This window comes from Streptomyces sp. NPDC050997 (assembly GCF_040660135.1).
GTDB lineage: Bacteria > Actinomycetota > Actinomycetes > Streptomycetales > Streptomycetaceae > Streptomyces.
Map to the genome: position 1 here is coordinate 323,617 of NZ_JBFAGK010000006.1, position 26,366 is coordinate 349,982.

Annotated in this window: 28 protein-coding genes and 1 pseudogene; 22 read left to right on the plus strand and 7 right to left on the minus strand. The window is 71.4% G+C overall.

Going from position 1 to position 26,366, the window contains the following annotated elements:
* Positions 1 to 155: 155 nt before the first annotated feature.
* The 10 genes and pseudogenes from AB0H86_RS16705 to AB0H86_RS16750 all read left to right on the plus strand — a co-directional run.
* A pseudogene (locus tag AB0H86_RS16705) lies at positions 156 to 542 on the plus strand (helix-turn-helix domain-containing protein); the annotation flags it as partial.
* A 115-nt stretch (positions 543 to 657) separates the two neighbouring features.
* On the plus strand, positions 658 to 1,005 hold the full coding sequence (locus AB0H86_RS16710) for a hypothetical protein (RefSeq protein ID WP_362438068.1): 348 nt from the start codon (positions 658 to 660) through the stop codon (positions 1,003 to 1,005).
* A 389-nt stretch (positions 1,006 to 1,394) separates the two neighbouring features.
* Positions 1,395 to 1,556, plus strand: a complete 162-nt coding sequence (locus tag AB0H86_RS16715; RefSeq protein WP_362438071.1) for a hypothetical protein — start codon at positions 1,395 to 1,397, stop codon at positions 1,554 to 1,556.
* A gap of 53 nt (positions 1,557 to 1,609) precedes the next feature.
* Positions 1,610 to 2,512 carry an N-acetyl-1-D-myo-inositol-2-amino-2-deoxy-alpha-D-glucopyranoside deacetylase gene (gene mshB, locus AB0H86_RS16720; RefSeq protein WP_362438074.1) on the plus strand — a complete coding sequence of 301 codons (903 nt, stop codon included), beginning with the start codon at positions 1,610 to 1,612 and terminating at the stop codon, positions 2,510 to 2,512.
* Positions 2,509 to 2,925, plus strand: a complete 417-nt coding sequence (locus tag AB0H86_RS16725) for a DUF6113 family protein (protein WP_362438077.1) — start codon at positions 2,509 to 2,511, stop codon at positions 2,923 to 2,925. The genes mshB and AB0H86_RS16725 overlap by 4 nt, the downstream gene beginning before the upstream one ends.
* 168 nt (positions 2,926 to 3,093) lie before the next feature.
* A complete protein-coding gene (locus AB0H86_RS16730; RefSeq protein ID WP_362438080.1) occupies positions 3,094 to 5,568 on the plus strand; it encodes a hypothetical protein in 2,475 nt (824 codons plus the stop codon).
* Positions 5,569 to 5,728: 160 nt separating this feature from the next.
* Positions 5,729 to 6,640, plus strand: coding sequence for an ABC transporter ATP-binding protein (locus AB0H86_RS16735; protein ID WP_362438083.1), 912 nt, complete (start codon positions 5,729 to 5,731; stop codon positions 6,638 to 6,640).
* Positions 6,637 to 7,377, plus strand: a complete 741-nt coding sequence (locus tag AB0H86_RS16740; RefSeq protein ID WP_362438086.1) for an ABC transporter permease — start codon at positions 6,637 to 6,639, stop codon at positions 7,375 to 7,377. The genes AB0H86_RS16735 and AB0H86_RS16740 overlap by 4 nt, the downstream gene beginning before the upstream one ends.
* A gap of 5 nt (positions 7,378 to 7,382) precedes the next feature.
* Positions 7,383 to 8,576, plus strand: coding sequence for a sensor histidine kinase (locus AB0H86_RS16745; RefSeq protein WP_362438559.1), 1,194 nt, complete (start codon positions 7,383 to 7,385; stop codon positions 8,574 to 8,576).
* Positions 8,573 to 9,187: a response regulator transcription factor gene (locus AB0H86_RS16750; protein ID WP_362438089.1), complete on the plus strand. Its 615-nt coding sequence runs from the start codon at positions 8,573 to 8,575 to the stop codon at positions 9,185 to 9,187. Before AB0H86_RS16745 ends, AB0H86_RS16750 begins: the two co-directional genes overlap by 4 nt.
* Before the next feature lie 37 nt (positions 9,188 to 9,224).
* Here the strand turns inward: AB0H86_RS16750 and AB0H86_RS16755 are convergent, their stop codons facing one another.
* Positions 9,225 to 10,127 (minus strand): transglutaminase-like domain-containing protein, encoded by a 903-nt coding sequence (locus tag AB0H86_RS16755; protein WP_362438092.1) that lies wholly within the window; start codon positions 10,125 to 10,127, stop codon positions 9,225 to 9,227.
* Between the two features lie 26 nt (positions 10,128 to 10,153).
* Entirely contained in the window at positions 10,154 to 11,209 is a 1,056-nt protein-coding gene (locus AB0H86_RS16760; RefSeq protein WP_362438095.1) for a GNAT family N-acetyltransferase, read from the minus strand.
* A 141-nt stretch (positions 11,210 to 11,350) separates the two neighbouring features.
* Between AB0H86_RS16760 and fdxA the strand changes: the two genes are divergently transcribed.
* Both fdxA and AB0H86_RS16770 read left to right on the plus strand, forming a co-directional pair.
* Positions 11,351 to 11,671, plus strand: coding sequence for a ferredoxin (gene fdxA, locus AB0H86_RS16765; protein ID WP_019058397.1), 321 nt, complete (start codon positions 11,351 to 11,353; stop codon positions 11,669 to 11,671).
* A 102-nt stretch (positions 11,672 to 11,773) separates the two neighbouring features.
* Positions 11,774 to 12,868 (plus strand): bifunctional succinyldiaminopimelate transaminase/glutamate-prephenate aminotransferase, encoded by a 1,095-nt coding sequence (locus tag AB0H86_RS16770; protein ID WP_362438098.1) that lies wholly within the window; start codon positions 11,774 to 11,776, stop codon positions 12,866 to 12,868.
* Between the two features lie 123 nt (positions 12,869 to 12,991).
* On the opposite strand, the gene AB0H86_RS16775 is transcribed toward AB0H86_RS16770, so the two are convergent.
* Positions 12,992 to 13,372, minus strand: a complete 381-nt coding sequence (locus tag AB0H86_RS16775) for an ATP-binding protein (RefSeq protein WP_362438101.1) — start codon at positions 13,370 to 13,372, stop codon at positions 12,992 to 12,994.
* 273 nt (positions 13,373 to 13,645) lie between these two features.
* Positions 13,646 to 14,626, minus strand: a complete 981-nt coding sequence (locus AB0H86_RS16780; RefSeq protein ID WP_362438104.1) for a heavy metal transporter — start codon at positions 14,624 to 14,626, stop codon at positions 13,646 to 13,648.
* A gap of 84 nt (positions 14,627 to 14,710) precedes the next feature.
* On the opposite strand from AB0H86_RS16780, the gene dapE reads away from it, so the two are divergent.
* Together dapE and AB0H86_RS16790 are read left to right on the plus strand one after the other, a co-directional pair.
* Positions 14,711 to 15,790 carry a succinyl-diaminopimelate desuccinylase gene (gene dapE / locus AB0H86_RS16785; protein ID WP_362438107.1) on the plus strand — a complete coding sequence of 360 codons (1,080 nt, stop codon included), beginning with the start codon at positions 14,711 to 14,713 and terminating at the stop codon, positions 15,788 to 15,790.
* Positions 15,791 to 15,900: 110 nt separating this feature from the next.
* Positions 15,901 to 16,659, plus strand: a complete 759-nt coding sequence (locus AB0H86_RS16790; protein WP_362438110.1) for a TIGR00730 family Rossman fold protein — start codon at positions 15,901 to 15,903, stop codon at positions 16,657 to 16,659.
* Positions 16,660 to 16,736: 77 nt separating this feature from the next.
* On the opposite strand, the gene folP is transcribed toward AB0H86_RS16790, so the two are convergent.
* On the minus strand, positions 16,737 to 17,597 hold the full coding sequence (gene folP, locus AB0H86_RS16795; protein ID WP_362438113.1) for a dihydropteroate synthase: 861 nt from the start codon (positions 17,595 to 17,597) through the stop codon (positions 16,737 to 16,739).
* 130 nt (positions 17,598 to 17,727) lie between these two features.
* Here folP and AB0H86_RS16800 point away from each other — a divergent pair, with 130 nt between their 5' ends.
* Together AB0H86_RS16800 and AB0H86_RS16805 are read left to right on the plus strand one after the other, a co-directional pair.
* Complete coding sequence (locus AB0H86_RS16800) at positions 17,728 to 18,081, plus strand: DivIVA domain-containing protein (RefSeq protein ID WP_362438562.1); 354 nt, start codon at positions 17,728 to 17,730, stop codon at positions 18,079 to 18,081.
* Entirely contained in the window at positions 18,078 to 18,665 is a 588-nt protein-coding gene (locus AB0H86_RS16805) for a DNA-3-methyladenine glycosylase I (RefSeq protein WP_362438116.1), read from the plus strand. Before AB0H86_RS16800 ends, AB0H86_RS16805 begins: the two co-directional genes overlap by 4 nt.
* A gap of 67 nt (positions 18,666 to 18,732) precedes the next feature.
* Here AB0H86_RS16805 and AB0H86_RS16810 read toward each other — a convergent pair whose 3' ends face one another.
* Positions 18,733 to 19,536, minus strand: a complete 804-nt coding sequence (locus AB0H86_RS16810) for an enoyl-CoA hydratase-related protein (protein WP_362438119.1) — start codon at positions 19,534 to 19,536, stop codon at positions 18,733 to 18,735.
* Positions 19,537 to 19,913: 377 nt separating this feature from the next.
* On the opposite strand from AB0H86_RS16810, the gene AB0H86_RS16815 reads away from it, so the two are divergent.
* The gene (locus AB0H86_RS16815) at positions 19,914 to 20,081 is read left to right on the plus strand and encodes a DUF3117 domain-containing protein (protein WP_069086806.1); all 168 of its coding nucleotides are present in this window, start codon (positions 19,914 to 19,916) and stop codon (positions 20,079 to 20,081) included.
* Between the two features lie 120 nt (positions 20,082 to 20,201).
* Here the strand turns inward: AB0H86_RS16815 and AB0H86_RS16820 are convergent, their stop codons facing one another.
* The gene (locus AB0H86_RS16820) at positions 20,202 to 20,900 is read right to left on the minus strand and encodes an O-methyltransferase (RefSeq protein ID WP_362438565.1); all 699 of its coding nucleotides are present in this window, start codon (positions 20,898 to 20,900) and stop codon (positions 20,202 to 20,204) included.
* 163 nt (positions 20,901 to 21,063) lie between these two features.
* Here AB0H86_RS16820 and sigE point away from each other — a divergent pair, with 163 nt between their 5' ends.
* The 5 genes from sigE to AB0H86_RS16845 all read left to right on the plus strand — a co-directional run bounded on the left by sigE (position 21,064) and on the right by AB0H86_RS16845 (position 26,359).
* Entirely contained in the window at positions 21,064 to 21,837 is a 774-nt protein-coding gene (sigE, locus tag AB0H86_RS16825; RefSeq protein WP_362438568.1) for an RNA polymerase sigma factor SigE, read from the plus strand.
* Positions 21,834 to 22,823, plus strand: a complete 990-nt coding sequence (locus AB0H86_RS16830; protein ID WP_362438122.1) for a zf-HC2 domain-containing protein — start codon at positions 21,834 to 21,836, stop codon at positions 22,821 to 22,823. Before sigE ends, AB0H86_RS16830 begins: the two co-directional genes overlap by 4 nt.
* A 209-nt stretch (positions 22,824 to 23,032) precedes the next feature.
* The gene (locus AB0H86_RS16835; protein WP_362438125.1) at positions 23,033 to 24,820 is read left to right on the plus strand and encodes a trypsin-like peptidase domain-containing protein; all 1,788 of its coding nucleotides are present in this window, start codon (positions 23,033 to 23,035) and stop codon (positions 24,818 to 24,820) included.
* A 199-nt stretch (positions 24,821 to 25,019) separates the two neighbouring features.
* The gene (locus AB0H86_RS16840; RefSeq protein WP_362438128.1) at positions 25,020 to 25,472 is read left to right on the plus strand and encodes a sec-independent translocase; all 453 of its coding nucleotides are present in this window, start codon (positions 25,020 to 25,022) and stop codon (positions 25,470 to 25,472) included.
* Positions 25,473 to 25,702: 230 nt separating this feature from the next.
* The gene (locus tag AB0H86_RS16845; RefSeq protein WP_362438131.1) at positions 25,703 to 26,359 is read left to right on the plus strand and encodes a hypothetical protein; all 657 of its coding nucleotides are present in this window, start codon (positions 25,703 to 25,705) and stop codon (positions 26,357 to 26,359) included.
* The last annotated feature ends 7 nt before the right edge of the window (positions 26,360 to 26,366 follow it).

Here is a 26,366-nt window from a genome sequence, read left to right on the forward strand (position 1 = left end):
GTGTCCGCCCGCAGCGTCTGGCGCGTCAACACCGCCCACTAGGTGAGAAACCGATTCCGCGCCAGACCGAGGACGGACACCCCCGTCCCGTCCCCGACCCCCCACCGGGACCGCAATCCCAGTGCGAGGGCCTGACCACCACGCAGAACCCTGGCGTGCCCCCGCACCCCCAGTCAGGGCATGCTGCCGACAAACACCCGAACCGGCGGCACCCCCGCACCGGCGACTCCGAAGGCACCGGCCACGCCGGTCTCGACCACGAGCACACCCGCCACACCACCCGCTTCACGGTGATCGGCAACCACCTCGCCCAGCACCCCGAGCTCTCGCTCCTCGCGATCGGACTGGGCGCACACATCCAGTCCCTGCCCAAGGGTGCCCGCGTCGACATCAAGACCCTCACCGCCCGCTTCCCCGAGGGCGCGACCCGGATCGCCGCTGCCCTGCGTGAACTGGAGACCCACGGCTACCTGCGCCGCGAGAGCCGACGGATCCCCGGCGGACGCATCATCGCCCGCACGATCCCCTGCAACCAGCCCGGCCACCAGCCGGCAGCTGCCGACCACGGCCCGCGAACCGTCTGCTGTCGAACTCGCAGCCCAGCCCTATTGGCGCCCTGGCCCGATACTCTGGCCGGGGCGCCCCCAGGAGGACACGATGAGCATTCAGCCTGACAGTGGACGCGAGCTGATCCCCCGCCCCGAGCAGACCCCGGACGCCTTGCGCGCGGCCCTCGCCGTCGTCGATCCCGGTCGTCTGGACGAGATGCAGACGAGGAAGGACGAGGCCTTCACGAAGGCGGTCGAGTGGCAGTCGCTCAGTCCCGTGCAGAGCTGGGTCCTGACCTGGGCCCGGGACATCGAAATCGCCCGTCGCCCCGACCTGTCCGCCCGCTGTGCCCGTGCGAAGAGCAACCTGGAGAACGAGGACCCTGCCATCGCCCAGGAAGCCTTGCGGGAGCTGAGCGCAGTCCTGGACGAAGCGATGAGAGCGGTCCGCGGGTGAGCTGGAAGTGGGAATACGCCTTCGGCGCTGAGGTAGCCGCGCGTACGGCACCCGCCAGCTTTCTCACCGAGGTGGCGAGGAAGGCGGACGAGCTGGTCAAGGCCGCCGAAGCCGTCCACATTCACGGCAGGGCCCACGAAGGGATCGATCCGAAGGGCGGCGACATCATCGTGCCGGGTGGCATACGTCGATCAGGTCGGCATCGTGCGCGATCTTGTTGCGTCGCTGAGTGATCTCCAAGTAGCAACTGCGAAGCGTCTTCTCGTCAGCGAGGTGCGACCTTGGAAGAACGACGTGTTCATCCACCCAGCGAAGCCATCCGCAATGGCACACCATCGGCCCAGCTCAGACGAAGGTGGCTGGTTCCGGCCCCCTGTTCAGAAACCTAGATGGGTGACCTGAACGATGTAGACACGCTCGCTGCGAACAACGACCTGGTACGTGAACTCAAGCAACGCCGCCCCATCGACGAGGCCGGTGTGAACGACGCCATCGACTGGATCGAACGCATCGTGCTCGCCATCGCCCACGTGCTCGACGACGAGTGGTGAAGGACTGCCGGGCAGGTGGCCGGGGGCAGGTGGGCGCCTCGTAGGGTGGGCGTATGACGGAACTGCCCGCCCGGCGTCTGCTGCTGGTGCACGCGCACCCGGACGACGAGTCGATCAACAACGGCGCGACCATGGCCCGCTACGCGGCCGAGGGTGCCCGGGTGACCCTGGTCACCTGCACGCTCGGTGAGCGTGGCGAGGTCATCCCGCCCGAGCTCGCGCACCTGACCGGCGCCGCCCTGGGCGAGCATCGGTCGCGTGAGCTCACGGCGGCGATGCGCGAACTCGGCGTCGACGACTTCCGCCGGCTCGGCGGTGACGGACGCTACCAGGACTCCGGGATGATGGGCCTCGCCGACAACGACGATCCCGAATGCTTCTGGCAGGCGGACGTCGACGAGGCCGCCGGGTACCTCGTCGACGTGATCCGCGAGGTCCGTCCGCAGGTCCTCGTCACGTACGACGAGAACGGCGGCTACGGCCACCCCGACCACATCCAGGCGCACCGGGTGGCCATGCGGGCCGTCGAGCTGGCCGCGGAGTCGGGATACGAGATCGCCAAGGTCTACTGGAACCGGGTGCCCCGCTCCGTCGCCGAGGACGCCTTCGCACGGCTGAGACGGGAGCTGCCAGGCCTCCCCTTCGCCGAGTCGGCCGTCATCGACGACGTACCAGGTGTGGTCGACGACGAGCGGATCACCACCGAGATCGACGCCGCCGGGCACGCCGCCGCGAAGACCGCCGCGATGCGCGCGCACGCCACGCAGGTCACCGTGGCCGAGCCGTACTTCGTCCTCTCCAACGAGCTCGCCCAGCCCGTCTTCACCACCGAGTACTACGAGTTGGTGCGCGGGAATCCGGCATCCGGGCGGGAGACCGACCTGTTCGCCGGGCTCGAGATCGCCGGTGTCGAGACCGCCGGATTCGAGACCACTGGTGTCGAGGAGGCGTCATGAGGTCGGCAGGTCGTCCTTCGACGCTCGCCCAGCCGCTGGGACGCCCCTCCGTCGGACGGGTCGCCGCCTACCTGGGGCTCTTCGTGCTCGGCGCGGTCGTCGGAGTGGCCGGGTCGCTGGTGCAGTCCGGCTGGTTCCCGGGTGGCCTGCTGCTCGCGCTCGCCGGTGAGGCGGGGCTCTGTCTGGGCGGGGCGCGCGCCGCCGGCAGCCGGGGCGGGGCCGTCGCGCCGGCTGTCGGCTGGATGCTCGCGGTGATCCTGCTCACCGCCAGCCGCCCGGAAGGGGACTTCGTCTTCGCCGCGGGAGGCGGCTCCTACCTCTTCCTGCTCGGCGGTATGGCTGTGGCTGTGATCTGCGCCACCCTTGCTCCGGGGCGGCAACCGGACGGCGATGCCGTCCGACTTGGCAAGTGACGTACCACTTCGCCATACGCGGTCCATGGGACTCCGTGGGAGTCCCGTGATGGTTTCCCCAGCGGTCGTGGGATACACGCCGGAAGTGGCCAGTATGGTGGTGCGCGCCGCCGAGCCGCCCGAGAGAGGTCGTAACGCGGGCGGCGGAGCCAACCGGGAGAACCTGCCTTGAGTCGTGAAACTGACAGTCCGTCCTCCGGGCCCAACGGGCGCGGCGGAGCCGCTTACCCTTCGGGAACCCCGCCGTACGGGACGCCCATGGCTTCCGACGGCGGTCCGGACGCGGGTCGTTCGGCCACGCGGCCGGAGGAACGCAAGACCGAGACCACGCTGACGACCCGGATCCGGATCAACATCCCCGGATCGCGGCCCATTCCGCCGGTCGTCGTACGTAAAACCGTCGCTGAGGCCAAGGTCTCCGACGACAGCGTGGACACCGAGACGCCGGCCCCCGGCACCTCCATGTCCACGGGCACCGCCGAACCGTCCGCCGAGCCCTCGCCGGCCGGCGATGAGAAGCCCAGCGACTGGTTCGCGCCCCGCAAGTCCGGGCCGGCCAAGGGCGGTCAGGGCAGCGGCTCCACCAACGGGGCCGGTCTGCCGGTCGGTTCGGGCGGCCCGGGTGCGTCCGGCGGCGCGGGTGCGGGTTCGTCCGCCGGCGCGCGTCCCGGTGGGGTGGTCGGTTCCATGAGCGCGCCGGGCGGCCCCCGTCCTGGCGGTACGAACGGTGCCGGGCTCACCGGTGCGACCGGCGGCCCGGTGGCTCCCGGCCACGGCGGCGGCACCGGTTCCTTCGATGTCACCGAGGCGCTCGCCGTGGGCCCGCTGGGCAACGGCTCCCGCCCCGGCGAACCACGCCGCGGCGAACTGCCGTACTTCTCGGAGAACGGCGGCCAGGACGGCGGTCAGAGCGTCGCTCAGGACGGCCACGGCGCCCCTGCGGGTCAGAACGGTCAGAGCGCCTTGAGCGCCTACGACCAGGATCTGAGCAGCTACGGCGGCCAGAACGGACAGAACGGCCAGGGTGCGTACGGCGGGCCCGGCGGGCCCGGTCCGCGTGGCCAGGGTCCCGCGGGTCCGACCGGCGGCCCGGTCACCGGTGACGGACCGAGGGTGTCGCCCGCCGGCCCGGGAGCCGACAGCTTCGGCGCATCCCGTGACTTCAACGCCCCGGACGGCTTCGGTGGGCCCGGCGGCCCGGGAGGCCCCTCCGGTCCCGATGGACTCCGCGGTCCCGGCGGTCCCGGCGGTCCCGGTGGACCTGGTGCACCGCTCGGTCCCGGCGGACCCGGCGGACCCGGCGGCCCCCGTGGTCCAGGGCGCCCCGGTGCCCCTTCCGGCCCCGGCGGACCCGGCGCCCCCTCAGGTCTCGGCGGCCCGGGCACCTCCCCTGGCCCCGGCCCCCACGCCGGTCGCGGCCCCGGCGCAGGCCCTGCCGGCGGCCCCGGCGGCCTGAGTGACGACACCGCGATCCTCACCCCGCAGAAGCCGGCCCCCGAACCGGGTGGCCCCCACTTCGGCGGCGCCTCGGACAACGTCTCCGGGCACACCGTCACCAGCGGTATCCCTGTGGTGCCGGCCGACCGCAAGGCGACGTTCCCGCCCGGTGCGCACACCGACGGACCGGCCTCGCACCCGGCCCCGAAGCCGTCCGAGACGGGCACGCAGAAGAAGCCCGCCGCGGCCGCGGCCAAGAAGAAGAAGGGCCGCAGCAAGCTGGGCCTGCTCGTCGGCGGTGTGATCGTGATCGGCGGTGTCGCCTACGGCGCCGGACTGCTCATGAACCACTCCGACGTGCCCAAGGGCACCACCGTGCTCGGCATCGACATCGGCGGGGGCACCCGCGACGACGCCGTCGAGAAACTGAACGGCGCCTTCGACTCCCGGGTGAAAAAGGATCTGAAGCTCTCGGTGGGCGGCGAGACCGTCACGCTGAAGCCGGACCAGGCCGGGCTCCAGTTCGACATGCAGGCCACGGTGGCCACGGCCGCGAACAGCGACTACAACCCCGTCTCCGTGATCGGCTCGCTGTTCGGCAACCACCGGGTCGTCGATCCGGTCATGCCGGTCGACGAGGAGAAGCTGCACGCCGAACTCCAGGACGCCGCAGGCGGTTCCGGCTCGGCGAGCGACGGCACCATCGAGTTCAAGTCCGGCAAGGCCGTCGCCGTGTACGGCAAGACGGGCAAGGGCATCGACGTGGACCGGTCGACCGAGGCGGTCGAGGAGGCGTACCGCACCCAGGTGGAGACCGGCACGGCCCCCGCGGTGGCGCTCCCGACGACCACCAGGCAGCCGACGGTCTCGAACGCCGAGGTCGACCGGGTGATGAAGGAGTTCGCCGAGCCGGCGATGTCCGCTCTCGCCACCGTTCAGACCGACGCGGCGCACAGCCTCAAGTTCGGCCCCGTGTCACTGCCGAAGATCCTCGGCTTCAAGGCCGTCGACGGCAAGCTCGTGGAGACGTACGACCTCAAGGCGCTCAAGGAGGCGTACGGCACCACCTTCGCCGGCGTGCAGATCGACGGCGCGAGCGGAAAGCGCGACATCCTGCCGCAGGACGTCGCCTCCGCGCTGGGCAAGGCACTGCGCGGCAAGACGACGGCGGAGCGCACCGGAGTCATCGACACCAACCCGAACTGACCTCTGGTCGTCCGGCTGAACGGAGCCCCTGCCCGCACCGGGCAGGGGCTCCGTCGTCAGTGCGGCCCACCCGGGGTGCCGTACGGCATGACATCTGTCATGCGGCACTCCGGACGCCCGACACTGCCCGCGCCCGCACCCCCGAAGCCACCATGGCCGTATGACCAAGACAGCCTCGGTGGTCGCGTTCGACCAGGTGAGCAAGACATACGGCGCCGTCCGTGCGGTGGACGGCCTGACCCTGACCCTGCGCCCAGGAGAGACCGTGGCGCTGCTGGGTCCCAACGGCGCCGGCAAGTCGACCACCCTCGACCTGCTGCTCGGCCTCAAGCACGCCGACAGCGGCACCGTCCGCCTCTTCGGCGCCACCCCGCGTGAGGCGATCGTCGCCGGACGCGTGGGCGCCATGCTGCAGAGCGGCGGGCTGATGGACGAGGTCACTGTCGCGGAGCTGGTGGGGCTGGCCTGCGCCCTGCACCCGAGGCCGTACCGGGTCGGTGACGTGCTCGCCCGCGCGGGCGTCGCGCGGATCGCCGACCGCAAGGTCGACAAGCTCTCCGGCGGTCAGGCCCAGCGTGTCCGCTTCGCCCTGGCCACCGCGGGCTACAGCGACCTGATCGTCCTGGACGAGCCGACCACCGGCATGGACGTCACCACCCGCCAGGCCTTCTGGGCCACCATGCGCGAACAGGCCGACCAGGGGCGTACGGTCCTGTTCGCCACCCACTACCTCGAAGAGGCCGACGCGATCGCCGACCGGGTGCTCGTCCTGCACCGGGGCCGCCTGCTGGCCGACGGCACGGCCGCCGAGATCAAGGCGAAGGCGGGCGCGCGCCGGATCTCCTTCGACCTGGACGCCGAGACCGACGACGCCTCGCTACGGGCGCTGCCCTTCCTCACCGCCCTCGACACGAGCGGCCACACCGTCCGCATCCAGTCCTCCGACGCCGACGCGACCGTCCACGCCCTCTACGGCCTCGGCCTCTGCCCCCGCAACCTCGAAGTCGCCGGCCTCGGCCTGGAGCAGGCATTCGTCGCCATCACCGCCGCCGAGGAGGCGAAGTCGAAGTGAACGGCCTCATCAAGCTGGAGCTCACCCGCGCCCTGCGCAGCCGCAAGTTCCTGTTCTTCTCCGTGATCTACCCGTCGGTCCTGTTCCTGATCATCGCGGGCAACGCCGACAGCACCACGAAGGTCGACGGCACCGGCCTGACCGTCCCGACGTACATGATGGTCTCGATGGCCTCCTTCGGCGCCCTGACCGCCGTCCTGATGGGCAACAGCGAGCGCATCGCCAAGGAACGGGAGGCCGGCTGGGTACGGCAGCTGCGGCTGACCGCGCTGCCGGGCCGGGGCTATGTCCTCGCGAAGACCGCGAGCGCCGCGGTCGTCAGCCTCCCGTCCGTCGTGATCGTGTTCGTCGTCGCCGCGGCCGCGAAGGACGTACGGCTGGACGCCTGGCAGTGGTTCGCGCTGACCGGCGTGGTCTGGGCCGGCAGCCTGGTCTTCGCCGCGCTCGGCGTCGCCATCGGCTACCTCGCCGGCGGGGACGCGGTCCGCCCGATCACGATGCTGACCTACTTCGGCCTGTCGATGCTGGGCGGGCTGTGGATGCCGACGACGACGTTCCCGAGCTGGCTCCAGGACATCGCCGAGTGGCTGCCCACCCACGCGTACGCTGCCCTCGGGCAGGCCATCGAAGAGAGTCGCGCCCCGCACATGCAGGACCTCGCCATCCTCGTCGTCTCCTTCGTCCTGTTCGCGGGCGGCGCGGCCTGGCTGTACCGGAAGGACGCGTTGAAGGCGTGAGCGTCATGGGGGACGACCCGCGAATTGACGAGAGCCGGGCCGCGCGGCTGATGAGCGTAGGTCGGCCGCCGCGCAACAGCCGCGAACTGCAGCGCAAGATGCTGTGGATCGGCGTCTGGCTGGTCTTCCTGAGCTCACCGGTTCAGGACCTGGTGTCCGGCGACCACACCACCGGCGCCACCGTCGCCGGCTGGCTGGGCCTCGTGGCCTTCGTCGGGCTCTATCTGTCATTGGTCTTCCGGAACATGGGCCGGCAGTTCGCCCTCAAGACCGTCGTGGTCCTCCTCGTCGCCCAGGGCGTGCTCGCCTCCGTGCTGTGCTTCTCGCTCGGCGAGCACTGGCTCGGCTTGTTCGTGTACGTCTCCGTGGGTTGCGGAACCTCCCTGCCGCTACGGGCCGCGTACTGGGCGATCCCGGCGACGGGCGTGGTGGTGATGCTGATCGGGCTGCACGTGGGCCTGGAGACGGCGGCCAACCTGTTGCTGCTGGTCCTCCTCATCGGATTCGCGATGATCGGGATCGGCCAACTCGTCCGTACGACTATCGAGTTGCGCGAGGCCCGCGCCACCGTCGCCCAACTCGCGGCGAACGAGGAGCGGTTGCGCCTGGCCCGGGACCTGCACGACCTGCTCGGCCACTCCTTGTCCCTGATCACCCTCAAGAGCGAGCTCGCGGGCCGGATGCTCCCCGGCCACCCCGACAAGGCCGCCCAGCAGGTCGCCGACATCGAACAGGTCAGCCGCCAGGCCCTGGTCGATGTCCGCGAGGCCGTCTCCGGCTACCGGCGCCCGCGCCTGGCCGACGAACTCGCAGGCACCCGGGTCGCGTTGACGGCGGCCGGCATCACCGTGGAGACCCCCGCCGAACCGGACCTGGAGGGCATCGGCGAGGACAGTGAGTCCGTCCTCGCCTGGGCGCTGCGCGAGGCCGTCACCAACGTCGTACGGCACAGCGGCGCCCGCCGCTGCACGGTGGACCTGGTGCGCCGCCAGACCCTCGACGGCCCGGTCCTCGAACTCTCCGTCGAGGACAACGGCTCCGGCGGCCCGAACACCCCCGCAGGCAACGGCCTGACCGGCCTCACCGAACGCCTGGAGAAGGCGGGCGGCTCCCTGGACGCGGGCCGGACCCGGCACGGCTTCCGCCTGGTCGCCCAGGTGCCGGCCGGCTCACCGGCCGACGTAGGATCCGGCGCATGACCCGCACGATCAAGGTCCTGCTCGCCGAGGACCAGTCGATGGTCCGCGAGGCGCTGGCCGCCCTGCTCGGCCTGGAGGACGACATCGAGGTCGTCGCCCAGGTGGCCCGCGGCGACGAGGTCCTGGCCGCCGCCCGCGAGCACGCCGTGGACGTGGCCCTGCTGGACATCGAGATGCCAGGCGCCACGGGCATCGAGGCCGCCGCCCAACTCCACCGGGAACTCCCGTCGTTGAAGCTGGTCGTCCTCACCACCTTCGGCCGCCCCGGCTATCTCCGCAGCGCCATGGAGGCCGGCGCCGACGCCTTCCTCGTCAAGGACGCCCCGGCCGCCCAACTCGCCGAAGCGGTCCGCAAGGTGCTGGCGGGGGAGCGGGTCATCGATCCCACGCTGGCGGCGGCGGCCCTGGCGGAGGGCGCCAACCCGCTGACGGACAGGGAGCGGGAGGTGCTGCGCGCGGCGGCGGACGGCTCCACCAACGCCGAACTGGCGGCGACCCTGCACCTGTCCCAGGGAACGGTCCGCAACTACCTGTCCACGGCGATCCAGAAACTGGCGGTACGCAACCGGGCGGAGGCAGTACGGATCGCCAGGGAAAAGGGCTGGCTGTAGCCCAGAGCCACCACGACCGGCACCCGCACGGCGACAGTCAGTTGAGCATCGCCCGCGCGGCGTGGGCCTGTTTCCGCACCCGGGCGGCGCCCGGCTCATCCACCGCGCCCACCACCTCCGCGTACGTCTCCAACTCCGCCGCCCCTGCGAGGAAATCCCCCCGCTGGACCAGCAACTGCGCGCGCTCGTACCGCAATCGCGCCGGATGCGAAGGCAGCAGCAGCGACAGCTCGACGGCCCACAACGAGACATCCGACCGCTCCGGCCGGGTGGCGGCCCACGCCCGCACGTTGTTCAGGATCCGCAGGACCACATCCAACGGCTCCGCGGGACTCAGCATCGACGGCTCAAGGGAGGCCCCCGTCGCCCCCACGACCAGCACCTCGGCGTCGGGCCCGGTCAGCACCCGCCCGCCGTCGAAGGGGTCGGCCAGCACCTGCTCCTGGAGAAAATCACTGAGCGAAGCTCCTTGAGGGGCGGTGGTCGGGTGACGGGTGGGCGGACCGAACCCGACCACGAAGTGCCCCGGCAGCGCCACCCCGTACACCGGCGCCCCCGCCCTCCGGGCCACCTCCATCCACACCACCGACAGCAGGATCGGCAGCCCGTGCCGCCGCGCCAGCACCCGGTGCAGCAACGACGACTCCAGCCGCTGATAGTCCGCGGCGGACCCGCGAAACCCGTGCCGGTCGCCGAGCAGCTCGCACAGCGCGACCGCCCAGGACCGCGGCCCGCCGGGCCGGAACGGCAGCTCCCCCGCCAGCCGGTCCAGCTCGATCTGCGCGGCGTCCATACCGGCATCGTCCAGCGTCCCGTCCGCCTCCGCGCCGACCAGCAGACACAGCAGGGACAGATCGGGCCGCTCGGAGCGGGCCTCTCGGGCGAACCGCAGCCGCAGCTCCGCGGAGCGTTCGGGCGGTGGCGGGTAGGGGGGACGCATAGCAGGCTCGTGCCCTCTCACGGCGATCAGTACCGCCCGTTGTCGACACTTCCGGGGACCCGGTAGTGGTGGTACGCGTGATGCGCCGAGAACCCCGTCCCGGCGTACAGCGCCCGCGCCCCCTCGTTGTCGGCCTCGACGTGGAGCCACGCGGCCGAGGCGCCCTCGTCGAGCGCCCGCCGGGCGAGCGCGGCCATCACCGTGGTCGCCAGCCCCCGCCGTCGCTGCTCCGGGTCCACCTCCACGGCGGCGAAGCCGGCCCACCGCCCGTCGACCACACACCGCCCGACAGCCGCGGGAGCGGCGCCCGGCGACGAGCCGGGAACCGTGGCGAACCACACCGACGGCCCTCCCCCACTCTCGGCTTCGCTCGAGCGGGGGGACCCCGATCCCAGCACCTTCAGGGCCACCTCGCTCACCCCCTTGCGCTGATAGCGCGCGAGCCACGCCTCGTCAGCCTCCCGGGACAGCTCCACCTCACAGGCCTGCGCCCGGTCGGCGACCGGCGCCAGCGCCCCGATCCACAGCTCGGCGGTCACCTCCCGCGTCCAGCCCCGCCGCTCCAGTTCCGCGCACAGCAGCTCCTGCGTGCCCTCGGCCCCGGTCGCGGTCTGCACATAGGCGGGCAGCCCACGGTCCTCGTACCAGCGTCGTACGGCGGTCAGGGCCGCGTCGAGCGGGAGTCCGGGGTCGCCGAGCGGCAGCACCGAGTTGGCCCGCCTGGTGAACCCGGCGGCAGCCCGCAGCTCCCAGTCGCCCAGCCGCTCGCTCTCCACCGGACGCCAGGACCGCGCGGCGACGCGGGCCAGCTCCTCGTAGGACGCGGCGGGGCCGCGCCGCCGGGCCGGGGCGGGCGGTACGACCTTGCCCGCCACCAGCGCGGATTCCGGGATCCGGACACTCCGGCCGTCCCGGCGCGTGATCAGCAGCACACCCTCGTCCCATGATGTGAGAACACCCACCGTGTCGGTGAACTTCTCGTGCGTGACTCCGGGCTCGTCGAGGCGCCGGACGGACACACGTTTACCCACGTCAGCTGCGGAGATACGGACGACGAGGCGTCCTGTCGCAGAGATTTCCACAGGTCAGTTCACCCCTCCTGTTCGGATCATGCCCAAGAACGGAGATACTAGAGGCGGGCATCGACGACGCCGCGCTCCCGCGCGCCAGGTGGCGGAGCCTGAAGACGGCTCGCCAGCGCCCTATCGAGGAGGAACGACAGCGTGACCTACGTCATCGCGCAGCCTTGTGTCGACGTCAAGGACAAGGCGTGCATCGAGGAGTGCCCGGTCGACTGCATCTACGAGGGCTCACGGTCCTTGTACATCCACCCGGACGAATGCGTCGACTGTGGTGCCTGTGAGCCGGTCTGCCCGGTCGAGGCGATCTTCTACGAAGACGACACTCCCGAGGAGTGGAAGGACTACTACAAGGCGAACGTCGAGTTCTTCGACGAGCTCGGCTCGCCCGGCGGCGCCAGCAAGCTGGGTCTGATCGAGCGCGATCACCCCTTCGTCGCCGCGCTGCCGCCGCAGAACCAGTAAGAGCGGCCCGCATCCGTGCCGCCTCGGTCCCGTACGGCCCGATCACCCTTGATCGCCGTACGGGGCCGAGGCGTTTGCCGTACGAGAAAGTGAGCCAGACCCGTGTCCGCAGTCTCCGACCGTCTCCCCGCCTTCCCCTGGGACAAGCTGGAGCCGTACAAGAAGACGGCCGCCGCGCATCCGGACGGCATCGTCGACCTGTCCGTCGGCACCCCGGTCGACCCGGTCCCCGAGCTGATCCAGAAGGCGCTCATCGACGCGGCGGACTCTCCGGGCTATCCGACGGTCTGGGGCACCCCCGCGCTGCGTGACGCGATCACCGGCTGGCTGGAGCGCCGCCTGGGCGCCCGCGAGGTCACCCACCGGCACGTCCTGCCGATCGTCGGTTCCAAGGAGCTCGTGGCCTGGCTCCCCACCCAGCTGGGCCTCGGCCCCGGCGACAAGGTGGCCTACCCGCGGCTGGCCTACCCGACCTACGAGGTCGGTGCCCGCCTCGCCCGCGCGGACCACGAGGTCTACGACGACCCGACCGAGCTGGACCCGACGAACCTCAAGCTCCTGTGGCTCAACACACCGTCCAACCCGACGGGCAAGGTGCTGTCGAAGGACGAACTGACCCGGATCGTCGCCTGGGCCCGCGAGCACGGCGTCCTGCTGTTCTCCGACGAGTGCTACCTGGAGCTGGGCTGGGAGGCCGACCCGGTCTCGGTACTGCACCCGGACGTGAACGGCGGCTCGTACGAGGGCATCGTCGCGGTCCACTCGCTCTCCAAGCGCTCGAACCTGGCGGGCTACCGCGCGGCCTTCCTGGCCGGCGACCCGGCGGTCCTCGCGCCCCTGCTGCAGATCCGCAAGCACGGCGGCATGATGACGGCGGCCCCGACCCAGGCGGCCGTAGTGGCGGCCCTCGGCGACGACACCCACGTCCGCGAGCAGCGCGAACGCTACGCCGCCCGCCGCGGCGCCCTGCGCGAGGCCCTGCTCGCCCACGGCTTCCGCATCGAGCACAGCGAGGCCAGCCTCTACCTGTGGGCGACCAGGGACGAGTCCTGCTGGGCCACCGTCGGCCACCTGGCCGAGCTGGGCATCCTGGTGGCCCCCGGCGACTTCTACGGCGAGGCGGGCGAGCGGTTCGTCCGCGTGGCCCTGACGGCGACGGACGAGCGGGTGCGGGCGGCCGTGGAGCGGCTGACGTAGGCACACGCGAGCCGGCGCAGGCACACGCGAGCCGGCGCAGGCACACGCGAAGCGGCGGGGCCCGGGGAGAAACCCCGGGCCCCGCCGCCGTACCACCAGGCGTCCGGCCGATGCCGGCTGATGTCAGCCGAGGCGAAGACTCTTGACCGGCAGCCTGTCGGGCGCCTGGAGCCCGCCCTTGGCCAGCGGGTCCGTCGGCAGGCCGCCCTTGGCCGCGGACTTCGTCGTGTCACCGACGACGCCCTGGGCGGAGCCCACCGGGTCGCTCGACACCTTCTTCACGGCCTTGTCGCTGGTCTTGCCGGCCGCCGGCACCGCCTTCGCCGCACTGTCGACGGTGTTGTCGACGTTCGCCCCGTCCAGGGCGGTCAGCCCACCGAGGTTCGGGGCGGCGGGCAGCTCGGGGGCCGCGCTGGCGGAGCCGGCCGCGCCGACCCCGGCCGCCGCTCCCGCAGCGACGAGCAGCGCGGCACGGGCGATCCGTCGGGTCAGGGGGAGGGACATGTTGCTCCTTTGACGGGAGGAAACGATCTCGGACGCAGTGACTACCGCTCGAAGCCCGGGAAGGTTGCGGCGAGCCAACGTAAAGAGTTGGCAATGCGTCGCATTATCGGCTGCGGATAAATCGGGCAAACAGTGCCCGGTCCGGAAGTTCGCTGAATCCTTACGGCCCTTTGCTCCCAAGGGCTTTGGCCGACAGGGGAGTGACGGGCCGAAAACCTGCGCACACCGAGCCCCGAACGAGGCGGGCGTAACCCTTCCGAGTGAGCCCCCGTACTACTGCGCAGTCAGGACCCGCACCGAGCCCGTGTCCTTCGTCGCGCCGGCACCGCTCGCCGCGCCGGCCGCACGCCACTGGCTGTCCGTGTTCCCGGCGATCCACTGCCGCCCGGCGTACGACACGCGCTCGATGTGCAGGGCGGAGGCGTTGGCGACCGCCCAGTGCGCCAGCTGCCAGCCCCGCTCCCGCAGGCTCCGGTCGTCGCCCGGGTCCGTCTCCTCGGACACCGACAGCTTCACGGTCCGCCCGTCGACGCTCCCGGCGCTCGCGGAGGGCACCGGCGTGGCTGTCGCCGCGCCGCCCACCACGGCGCCGGCCGGCTCTAACGCGTCCCGCCCGAAGTCCCTCGCGAGGGCGGAGCGCACCGAGTCCGGACCGGCGGTGCGGGTGGCGGCCTGGCGCCCCTCGCAGGTGAGCGTGGCCGCCGACTGCCCGGTGAGGGCGGCGGCGAGGATCTTGGCGTCCTGCTCGTGCTTCGCGTACGCCGACGGAAAACCGCTGCGCTGCACCCGCTGCGCGGCGACGGTCAACGGGAGGTCCAAATAGTCCGGCACCTTGGACAGGTGTTCGTAGAAGATGTCCGCCGCGTACGTCGGGTCCAGGATCTCCTTCGGCGTCCCCCAGCCCTGCGAGGGCCGCTGCTGGAACAGGCCGAGCGAATCCCGGTCGCCGTGTTCGATGTTGCGCAGCCCGGACTCCTGGAGCGCGGTCGCCAACGCGATCGTCACGGCTTGCTCGGGCATTCCGCGCCCGGTGCCGACGGCCGTGATCGTCGCCGCGTTCACCGCCTGCTCGGGAGTGAACTCGTACGTTGCCCCGTCGCCCTTGCCCGAGACGACCTTGCATCCCGGTGCGCCCGCGCCTCCGGTGACGTACTGCACCACGAGATAACCGGCGACGGCGCACAGGACGACGAAGGACGCCCCGAGACGGAAGAGGCGGCCGCGACGCTTGGGAGTAGGGGACAGCTCTGGCATCCGGACAAGATACTGGAGAGTACTGTGACCGCGGTGCCGGATGTGGACAGTTGATCGAGGGCCTCGGACGTTAGGGTCGACAACATGGCCGACACCCCACTTGACCTCACGCTGGACGCCGCGCAGCTCACCGCGCAGCTCGTCGACTTCCCCTCCGAGAGCGGCACCGAGAAGCCACTCGCGGACGCGATCGAGACCGCGCTGCGCGCTCTGCCGCACCTGGCGGTCGACCGGTACGGCAACAACGTCGTCGCCCGCACGAACCTGGGCCGATCAGAACGCGTCATCCTCGCCGGCCACATCGACACCGTCCCCATCGCGGACAACGTCCCCTCCCGGCTGGACGACGAGGGGTACCTGTGGGGCTGCGGCACCTGCGACATGAAGTCGGGGGTGGCGGTGCAACTGCGCATCGCGGCGACGCTCCCGGAGCCCAACCGGGACCTCACCTTCGTCTTCTACGACAACGAGGAGGTCGCCGCCCATCTGAACGGCCTCGGGCATGTGGCCGAGGCCCACCCGCAGTGGCTGGAGGGCGACTTCGCGGTCCTGCTGGAGCCGACGGACGGCCAGGTGGAGGGCGGCTGCCAGGGCACGCTCAGGATGTTCCTGAAGTTCACCGGGGAGCGGGCACACTCCGCGCGCGCGTGGATGGGCTCCAACGCGATCCACGCGGCCGCCCCGGCACTCGCCAAGCTCGCCGCGTATGAGCCGCGCAAGCCGGTCGTGGACGGCCTCCAGTTCCACGAGGGCCTCAACGCCGTAGGGATCGAAGGGGGCGTCGCCACCAACGTCATCCCCGACGCCTGCACGCTCGTCGTCAACTTCCGCTACGCGCCCGACCGTAGCGAGCAGGAGGCGGAGGACTTCGTCCGCGAGTACTTCGCGGACTGCGGGGTGGACGAGTTCGTCGTCGACGACCACACCGGCGGCGCCCGCCCCGGCCTGACCCACCCGGCCGCGCAGGCCTTCATGGCGGCGGTCGGCGGCGTGGCCCGCCCCAAGTTCGGCTGGACGGACGTGGCCCGCTTCAGCTCGCTGGGGGTGCCCGCGGTGAACTACAGCCCGGGCGACCCGCTCCTCGCCCACAAGGTGGACGAGCGGGTGAAGGTGTCGCTGATCCCGCGCACCGAGGAGCGCCTGAGGTCCTGGCTGACGTCCTGACGGCACAGTGTGCCCGGTGGCGCTTCATGGCGGACACGCTCACGTCCCCCCTCCGTAACCCACGTGGATCTACGCTGAGGTGGAAAAACCTGCAAGCGGAGGGAGCGCACATGGCTACTGGCAACCCCGAGGGCAAGAAGCGGCCACCGGAGGAGCAGCGCCTGGGACCGGTCCTCCGCAGGCGCGAACAGGTCCAGGCGAGCACGACCGACCAGCGGCTGCTGGACGCGGGCGGCCCCTCGGACTGGGTCCACACCGACCCCTGGCGGGTGCTGCGCATCCAGTCGGAGTTCATCGAGGGCTTCGGCACGCTCGCCGAACTCCCGCCCGCGATCAGCGTGTTCGGCTCGGCCCGGACCGCCGCGGACTCGCCGGAGTACGAGGCGGGCGTGCGGCTCGGCCGTGGCCTGGTGGAGGCCGGTTTCGCGGTCATCACGGGCGGCGGACCCGGCGCCATGGAGGCCGCCAACAAGGGCGCCCTGGAAGCGAAGGGCATCTCCGTCGGGCTGGGCATCGAGCTGCCCTTCGAACAGGGGCTGAACCCCTACGTCGACATCGGCCTCAACTTCCGCTACTTCTTCGTCCGCAAGATGATGTTCGTGAAGTACGCGCAGGGCTTCGTCGTCCTGCCGGGCGGCCTCGGCACACTGGACGAACTCTTCGAGGCCCTGACCCTCGTCCAGACCCAGAAGGTCACCCGCTTCCCGATCGTCCTCTTCGGCACGGCGTACTGGAGCGGCCTGGTGGACTGGCTGAAGAACACCCTGATCGCCCAGGGCAAGGCGTCCGAGAAGGACCTGATGCTGTTCCACCTGACGGACGACGTGGACGAGGCGGTGGCGCTGGTGTCCAAGGAGGCGGGCCGCTAGGGCGAGGCTCCCTTGGGATCGGTGGGTCGGGAGGGGGTACCTCCCGCCCCACCGGGGCGGGTGGGGCGGGCCCTGTCCTACGCCAGTCCCCGCCGGGCCACCGCGGGATCCCGGTGACCCGCGATCGACGCCACCATGTCCAGTACCTGCCGTGTCTCCGCCACTTCGTGCACCCGGTACACCTGCGCTCCGAGCCACGCCGACACCGCCGTCGTGGCCAGCGTCCCGACCACCCGCTCCTTCACCGGCCTGTCCAAGGTCTCGCCCACGAAGTCCTTGTTGGACAGCGACACCAGCACCGGCCACCGTGTGGCGACCATCTCGCCGAGCCGCCTGGTCGCCTCCAGACTGTGCCGCGTGTTCTTCCCGAAGTCGTGCCCGGGGTCGATCAGCACGGACTCCCGGGGCACCCCCAGGGACACGGCCCGTTCGGCGAGCCCCAAGGTCACCCTCAGGATGTCGGCCATGACGTCGTCGTACGCCACCCGGTGCGGTCGCGTCCGAGGCTCCGCACCGCCCGCGTGGGTGCACACCAGCCCCACGCCGTACCGTGCCGCGACCTCCGCCAGCCCGGGGTCCACGCCGCCCCACGCGTCGTTCAGCAGATCCGCCCCGGCCTCGCAGACCGCCTCGCCGACCTCAGCCCGCCAGGTGTCCACGCTGATCACGACGTCCGGGAAGCGCCTGCGCACCTCGGCCACGAAACCGACGGTCCGCCGCGTCTCCTCCTCGGCGGTCACCTCCTCGCCCGGGCCGGCCTTCACCCCGCCGATGTCGACGATGGCCGCGCCCTGAGCCACCGCCTGCTCCACGCGCGCGAGGGCGGGTTCGTCGCGGAAGGTGGCCCCCTGGTCGTAGAAGGAGTCCGGGGTCCGGTTCACGATCGCCATGATCACCGGTTCGTGCGGCTCGAATTCCCGCCTGCCCAGCCTGAGCATCCCCTGTGACCTCTCCTAGTTCGTCCTGGCAACCGACCGCCTGCGACCCTAACTGTCAGACTCGCATGGCACGATCGGACCCTGACACATTCGACACTGAGCTCAGACCGTGGGGACGCCACCGATGGTTATGTTCTTGTTCCTGGTCATCGCGCTGGCCGTGGTGGTCGCCGCGGTGACGCTCGCCGTCGTGGGCGGCGGTGAGGGCGACGGTCCGCTGCCGGAGGCCGCCCCCGAGCGGCTTCAGGACCCGCTGCCCCCGGACCGCCCGGTCAACCGCGCGGACGTCGAGAGCCTGCGCTTCCCGCTCGCCGCCCGCGGCTACCGCATGGCGGACGTGGACGACGCGCTCGGCCGCCTCGGCGCCGAACTCGCCGAGCGGGACGCGCGTATCGCCGACCTGGAGTCCGCCCTGGCCGGTGCCCAGGCCGCCGCGAGCCACCTGTCCATGCACAAGCCCGCCCGGCGGGAGGACCAGCAGTGAGCGACGGAGCGGCCCTCGCCGGACCGGACGGCGCGCCGCGCTGCCCCTGGGCCCTGTCCACCGCGGACTACGTGACGTATCACGACGAGGAGTGGGGCCGCCCGGTCCACGGCGACGCCGCCCTGTACGAACGCCTCAGCCTGGAGGCGTTCCAGTCCGGGCTGTCCTGGATCACGATCCTGCGCCGCCGCGAGGGCTTCCGCGCGGCCTTCGCGGGCTTCGAGATCGCCAAGGTGGCCGGCTTCACCGACGAGGACCGCGAGCGGCTCCTCGCCGACGAGGGCATCATCCGCAACCGCGCCAAGATCGACGCGACACTCGCCAACGCGCGCGTACTGGCCGAGTGGGCGCCGGGCGAGCTCGACGACCTCATCTGGTCCCACGCCCCGGACCCGACCGGCCGGCCGGCCCCCAGGACGGTGGGAGACGTACCGGCGGTCACTCCGGAATCGACGGCTCTGTCGAAGGCTCTGAAGAAGCGGGGCCTGCGCTTCATCGGCCCGACCACGGCGTACGCGCTGATGCAGGCGTGCGGACTGGTCAACGACCACTTGGAAGCCTGCGCGGTGAGAAGCGCCCTCTAGCCGTCCAGCCGTCCAGACGTCCAGGGGCGAGGGGCCGTATCGATGTGCGGCCCCACCCGCCCCCGGCTCACCGGCCCGAGTACTTCGGCTGCTCCTTGTTGACGAAGGCCTGCACAGCGATCGCGTGATCCTCCGACGAACCCGCCCGCGTCTGCAGCTCGTCCTCCTTGTCCAGCGTCTCGGCCAGCGAGTGGGACAGCCCGTACGCGACGGCCTCCTTGATCGCGCCGTACGCCACCGTGGGCCCCTGCGCCAACGCCCGCGCCACCTGCTCCGCCTCGTCGCGCAGTGACCCCGTCGGCACGACCCGGCCCGCGATACCCAGCTCGTACGCCTCCTGCGCCTTGATGCTCCGTGGGAAGAGCAGCAGGTCGGCGGCGCGCCCGGGGCCGACGACCCGCGGCAGCGTCCAGGAGACACCCGAGTCGGCGGTCAGCGCCACGCCCGCGAAGGACGTGTTGAAGGCCGCCGTGTCCGCCACCACCCGGTAGTCCGCGGCGAGCGCGAAACCGAACCCGGCGCCGGCCGCGACCCCGTTCACCCCCGCCACCACGGGCTTGGGCATCTCCGTCAGGGCCCGCACGATCGGGTTGTAGTGCTCCCGGACCGTGCTCATGGTCTGTCCGGTGCCCGCCTCGCGGTCGGCGGCCAGCAGCCCGATGTGCTCCTTGAGGTCCTGACCCACGCAGAACGCCCGGTCACCGGCGGCGGTCAGCAGCACCGCACGTACGGCATCGTCGTCCGCCGCGGACCGCACCGCGTCCCGGAGGGCGACCTTGGTCGCGATGTTCAGCGCGTTCATCGCCTCGGGGCGGTTCAGCGTGATCGTCGCGAGTCCGTCGCTCACCTCGTACAGCACGGTGTCGGCCATGGCGTGTCCCCTCTGGTGTCGGGATCGAACGTACTGGTCAGTACGTCCCGGTGTCCGAGGGACAGCATGGCGGAGATCACCGCCCGGGGAGCGGAGCGGACGTGTGACCTGCGTCAAAGAATTCTGGTCCGTCTCCGGTCGGCGGAGGTCCGCAAGGTGGCGCAGTATCGCAGTCACATCGCCGAATTGAGTGGTTTTGCTCGCGCGCGTTGCCCAAGCGATGCCGACTGATGTTGGTCATCGGGTCCTGAGATGCGGGATAATGGCTGGGAAGCAATGTGTTCGATGCCGGTGTCGCGTGTCCCGTTCCAGGAATGCGCGTGCCCTCCAGGGCTGTCGGCTTTGACTATGAGCTGGTTTCAGGAAGGGGAACGAGCATGGCGGCCATGAAGCCGCGGACGGGCGATGGCCCGCTCGAGGTGACCAAGGAGGGGCGGGGCATTGTCATGCGCGTTCCGCTCGAAGGCGGCGGTCGACTCGTCGTCGAGCTGACCCCTGACGAGGCCGGCGCACTTGGTGACGCCCTCAAGAAGGTCGTCGGCTGAGCGGAGCGACCATACCCTTTCGGCTGCCCCGGCATCGCATGCGGTGCCGGGGCAGCTTTTTCAGGGCTCGGACCGCTTACGGGGCACTCTTGGACGGATTTTTTCGCCTGGTCGGGCAGGTCACCGTTTGACGGCGCACAGCAGCCCGTCACCGACGGGGAGCAGCGACGGCAACAGGTCCTGGCTCTCGCGCACCGCGCGCAGCAGCTCCCGCAGCCGCAGGACCTCTGTGGGCTGCGGGCCCGAGTCCACCGTCCGGCCGTTCGCGAAAACCCCCTCGAACACGACGAGGCCCCCCGGACGCAGCAGCCGCAACGATTCAGCGAGATAGTCCAGGAACTCCTGCCGGTCACCATCGCAAAAGACCAGGTCATAGCCTGCGTCGGCGAGCCGGGGCAGCACTTCCAGGGCGCGGCCGGGGATGAAACGGGCCCGGTTGCTGGCGAAGCCACAGGCGCGGAAGGCCTGGCGGGCGAACTGCTGGTGTTCCGGCTCGGGGTCCACCGTGGTGAGGACGCCGTCCGGGCGCATGCCGTGCAGCAGATGGATCCCCGACACGCCGGTTCCGGTGCCGATCTCGGCGACCGCCTTGGCGTCCACGGTGGCAGCGAGCAACCGCAGCGCCGCACCCGTGCCGGGCGACACCGAGCGCAACCCCGCCTCCCGGGCCCGGTCACGGGCCCAGTGCAGGGTTTCGCCCTCGGCGACATAGGCGTCGGCGAACGCCCAGCTCGTCTGCCGGTTGCCGGTAATGAGCCTCTCCTGTCCCCGTGGTTGCCTGGGCGTGACTGTATCCGTTGGTGTCGGGAACCCGCAGATGGGACCAGGCGTTTAGAGGGGTGGGAGACAGAGCGGGGGGACACAGTTGGATCACGGTGACGAGCGAGAGCTCGAGCAAGTGCTGACGCAGCAGTATGAGCTGTATCAGCCCAGATCAAATTCTCGTAAAACCGCTTATCCGGAGCTAACGGGCGAGGTGGCTATGGTAGGGGCTCCACTGGACACCACCAGAGCCGACAGGGGAGGTGCGGCCGTACCTGTGGATCGGGGAGGAGTGCTGCGGCGCTTTCTCGGGTCGGCGGGCAGGCCGAAATCCGTGAACGACACCGCTGCTGACCACAGCCACGCCGCTGAGTACACCCAGACCGCGACCTTCTCCACCGACGCGGACGGGCAGGCGTGGACTCCGCCCACCTGGGAGGAGATCGTCAGCACGCACAGCGGCCGGGTCTACCGGCTGGCGTACCGGCTGACGGGCAACCAGCACGACGCCGAGGATCTCACCCAAGAGGTCTTCGTCCGCGTCTTCCGCTCTCTTTCGACGTACACGCCCGGGACTTTCGAGGGCTGGCTGCACCGCATCACCACCAACCTCTTCCTGGACATGGTCCGCCGCAAGCAGCGCATCCGTTTCGACGCCCTCGGTGAGGACGCGGCGGAGCGCCTGCCCAGCCGCGAGCCATCGCCCCAGCAGGTCTTCAACGACGCGCACTTCGACGCGGACGTCCAGCAGGCCCTCGACACGCTCGCCCCGGAGTTCCGCGCCGCGGTCGTCCTGTGCGACATCGAAGGACTGTCGTACGAGGAGATCGCCGCGACCCTGGGCGTCAAGCTCGGCACGGTCCGGTCCCGGATCCATCGTGGCCGCTCGCAGCTGCGCAAGGCCCTCGCGCACCGCTCGCCGGAGGCCCGGGCCGAGCGCCGCTCCTTCATGGCCCGTGTTCCCGCGCTGGGGGGAGGGGGCGCGACCGCGTGAGTGGATCACGGCCCGAACCCGGCGAGGCACGCCTCGCGGAACAGCATCTGGGAGACCGACTCGCCGCCCTGGTGGATGGCGAGCTCGGTCATGAGTCGCGCGACCGCGTGCTCGCGCACCTGGCCACCTGCGCCAAGTGCAAGGCCGAGGCCGACGCGCAGCGCCGACTGAAGAACGTCTTCGCGGAGGCCGCCCCGCCACCGCCCTCCGAGAGTTTCCTGGCCCGCCTCCAGGGGCTACCGGCCGGGGGTGATCCGGCGGACGACGACACACCGTTCGGCGGGTCGGGCATCACCGGCCCACTGGGCGGACGTCCCGGGTCCACCGGGGTCTTCGGCCTGAAGCGCGGCGAGCGGTTCGAGTTCGGCTACGTACCGGCTCGTGCGCACGCCTCCGTGCTGCCGCACTCCTCCGTGAACCGCGGCTTCCGCATCCACGACGTCAGCCGTCACGACGGCGAGCGGTCAGGCCGCGGCATGCGGTTCGCGTTCGCCGCCGCCGGGGCGGTGTCCCTGGCCGCGATCGCGCTGGGCGGCGTCTCCACGGTGACACCGGGCGACCTCTCCGCGGACGCGCGCGCCGGTACCGGCACCGGCAGCAACGTCACTCCGGCGCGCACACAGGGCACCGGAGCCGCCACGCCGCCCGAGAGCCAGCGCCGCCGTGGGGCGGGTCCGCTGCTCGCGCAGAGCCAGGGCCCGCTCGGCGGCACCCAGGTCGCCCCGACCGAGGTGTCCGCGCCGCTCCTGCCCGGGATGCCGAGGCCCGCCGCGGGCGGATACGAGGAGGCCGTGCATGATCTGGCGGCGCCCGTGGTGGCCGGCGCGGCCGCCATGTCGCCGCTGATACGGCCGCTCAGCGCCACCCCGCCGGTCGCCCTGACCGCGTGGTCCACCGCCCCGGAGCTCGCCTCGGCCGGTCTGCTCGCCGCGATCGTCCCCGACACGACCTCCGCTCCCTCCCCCTCCGCCGAATCCCCCCGCTGACCGGCCTCTGCGTGGTCGCCCGCGAACCTGGTTGAATCCAGGGGAGTGGACGAACTTCGGCCACCGCCGGCGATCCGTGCGGGACCGGGGCCGGTCCGGCCGATCAGGTCGCGGCCGGCGCCCCCCAGGTGAGCGGCAGGGCCCGCGTCCGCGGCGTGGCCCGCCGTCCGCCGGACCGGCTCCGGCGGGCCGTGACTGTGGGGGAGAGCATGAACGAGGGGAAGCCCGCGAAGGCGGACGGTCCGGCACTGACGCCGGACGAGGTGACCGACGCGAGCGGGGCAGCGAGGGGCGGGGCGGCTGCGGCGGAACCTTCGCCGATGCCGATGCCGATGCCGACGGGGGCACCGGCCGACGCGGGGCCAGGCGCCCGCGCCGCGGATCGCGTCGGTGCCGCCGGTTCCGTCGAAGTCGCCGATTCCGACGGTGACTTCGCGCTGAGGTCACCGCACATCCCTCTGGCGGAGCCGGAGGGCGACTACGAACTCAGGGCCCCGGAGCCCGTCCCGGAACCCGCCCCCGAGCCCGCCCCGGAGCCCGTCCCGGAACCCGCCCCCGAGCCTGCCCCGGAACCCGTCGTGAAGGACGCTCCTGGCCGCCCTGCCGAGCGTCCCAGGCCCCTTCACGACCCCGACCCCTACAGCACCCCGCCGTACGGTGGCCCGGGCCCCTGGGCGCCCGCTCCGCCCGTGCAGCACCCGACATCCCCGGCCCCCGAGCCCACCCCGGCCCCAGCCGTAGCGACCCCGGCGCTCGCCCCCGCCCCCTCCGGAGAGGCCCCACCCTCGCCCACCCCCTGGCAGAACTACGACCCCTGGGCCCCCGCGACCGGTCCGCTCCAGCAGACCGGTGCCGCTGTCGCCAGTAGGGACCAGCGGCGCAAGCGGGTCAGGAGGACGCTCCTCGGGGCCGCCGTGCTGCTCGCTGTCGTGTCCGGGGGCGTGGGCGGTGTCGTAGGGACGTATCTGGAGCGCAACGGTGGGATCGGGGAGGTGGAGCTGCCGCAGGCGGCCGCGGAGCCCGCCGGACGGGCTCCGGACAGTGTGGCCGGGATCGCCGCGCGGGCCCTGCCCGGCGTGGTGACGCTGCATGTGAACGGCTCCGCGGAACAGGGCACCGGCACCGGGTTCGTGCTCGACGCCCGCGGCCACATCCTCACCAACAACCACGTCGTGGAGCCTGCCGGGTCCGACGGCGAGATATCCGTGACCTTCAGCAGCGGGGACACCGCCGAGGCCACCGTCGTCGGCCGGGACAGCGGCTACGACCTCGCCGTCGTCAAGGTCCGAGGTGTCAGCGGTCTCCAGCCGGTGCCCCTGGGCAACTCCGACAACGTCCAGGTCGGCGACCCCGTCGTCGCCATCGGCGCCCCCTTCGACCTGGAGGGCACCGTCACCTCCGGCATCATCAGCGCGAAGGAACGGCCCATCACCGCCGGCGGTGAAGACGGCGAGGGCAGTGACGGGAGCGACGTGTCCTACGTGGACGCCCTGCAGACCGACGCGCCGATCAACCCCGGCAACTCCGGCGGCCCCCTCCTCGACGCCCGGGCCCGTGTCATCGGCATCAACTCCGCCATCCGCTCCGCCGACAGCGGTGCCGACCTCGACGGCGGCCAGGCCGGCTCCATCGGCCTCGGTTTCGCCATACCGATCAACCAGGGCAAGCGGGTCGCAGAGGAGCTGATCAACACCGGCCGGGCGACCCACCCGGTCATCGGAGTCACCCTCGACATGGACTACACCGGCGACGGCGCCCGCGTCGACACCAGGAGCGCCGACGGCGGCCCCGCGGTCACCGTCGGCGGCCCCGGCGCCCGGGCCGGGATCAAGGCAGGCGACGTCATCACCGAGGTCGACGGCCGGCCCGTCCACTCCGGCGAGGAGCTCATCGTCAAGACCCGCGCCCACCGTCCGGGTGACCGGCTGGAACTCACCCTGGAGCGGGCCGGCAAGGAGAGGACCCTGTCGCTGGTCCTCGGCTCCGCCGCCGATTGACATAAACCCCACAGGTGACGGGCTCACGCCCCCTCCCACTAGGCAAACAACCCGGAAAACCGCCCGTCCGGTCGCAGTCGGAACCGCCGGGACAGTACCGGTCGTACAGGATCGCCGGGTACCGTGGACCCGGCCCGGACCACGAGACCCGCACAGACCACCGAGGGCCGAGGACCGAGGACATCGCAAGGAGCTTCAGGTGTTCAATGACATAGGACCGCTCGAGGTGGTGACGCTCGTCGTCCTCGCCGTGCTCGTCTTCGGTCCGGACAAGCTCCCGAAGGTCATCCAGGACGTGATGCGGACCGTGCGCAAGATCCGGGAGTTCTCGGAGAGCGCCAAGGACGACATCCGCAGCGAACTGGGCCCGGAGTTCAAGGACTTCGAGTTCGAGGACCTCAACCCCAAGACCTTCATCCGCAAGCAGCTGGACAACGAGGACCTGGGGCTCAAGGAGATCCGTAACGGCTTCGACCTGAAGAAGGAGATGGCCGAGGTCACGGACGCGGTCCACAGCCGCGAGTCGGACTCCTCCTCGTCCGGATCGTCCTCGTCCTCGTCCTCGTCCGAACCCTCCGGCGGCACCATCGACATGACGAAGAAGCCCGAGAAGCCGGACGACCGCCCGCCCTACGACGCGGACGCCACCTGAGCCGCAGCCGCCTCCCACACGGCCGTACGTGACGCGTTTCATACTCCGCCCCGCCGCTGTACGGCCTGAACGGGCCCTCTGAACGACCCACGCGGCGGGCGCTTTCTCAGCAGCTCGGAGCGGTGTGGCTATGCTGCCGAGTTGTTGTGCGGGCCGTACGCGAACCAGCAACGCCGCCCGCAGGGGGGCGGGCCGTTCGGTCCGACGAGAACGAGGAGGCGTCCGGGCAGATGGAGACGACGAGTCGGGCAGTCGCGCAGACGCCGGCCGCGGAGGGCGGGCAACAGGCCCCCTCCGCCCGGCGTACGGTCGACGGCTACCTGCTGGCGCCCTTCCCGTGGTACGGCCTCGATGAGGCCTTCACGGGGCAGCGCTGGCTGATGCAGGTCGGGACGGCGGCCGACGGGGCCGTCGAGCACGGTTCGATCGGACACGGCGACGAGCCCTCCGTACGGAACGAGGCGTCGGAGGACAAGGAGAAGTTCGCGGTGGTGGTGACCGTCGCGGCGAATCCGTCCCGGAGGAGCGCCGACGGTACGGGACTTCTGGAGGCCACGTCGGTGTCCTCGGCGGCCTGGCTCGCGGGGGTGGGGCTGCTGTCCTTCACCTGGCCCGGGCATATGGACCACACGCTGCGGGACGACTGGCTGGAGCAGCAGACCGAGACGGCGTGGGCACTGGCCGACGACCTGGACAGCTCGGACTGGTCGACGTTGTCCCTGCCGGTGGACGGGGTGCCCACGCCGTTCCACTACCGGGAGTCCGAGTTCGGCTGGGTTCTGGCCGGGCCGACCCAGAACGGCGTGCACGTGGGCGCGTACGGGAGGGGCATGAGCGCGTACGGTCTCGGCTTCGCCATGATCAAGGACATCAACGCCTACGCATGACGCATGA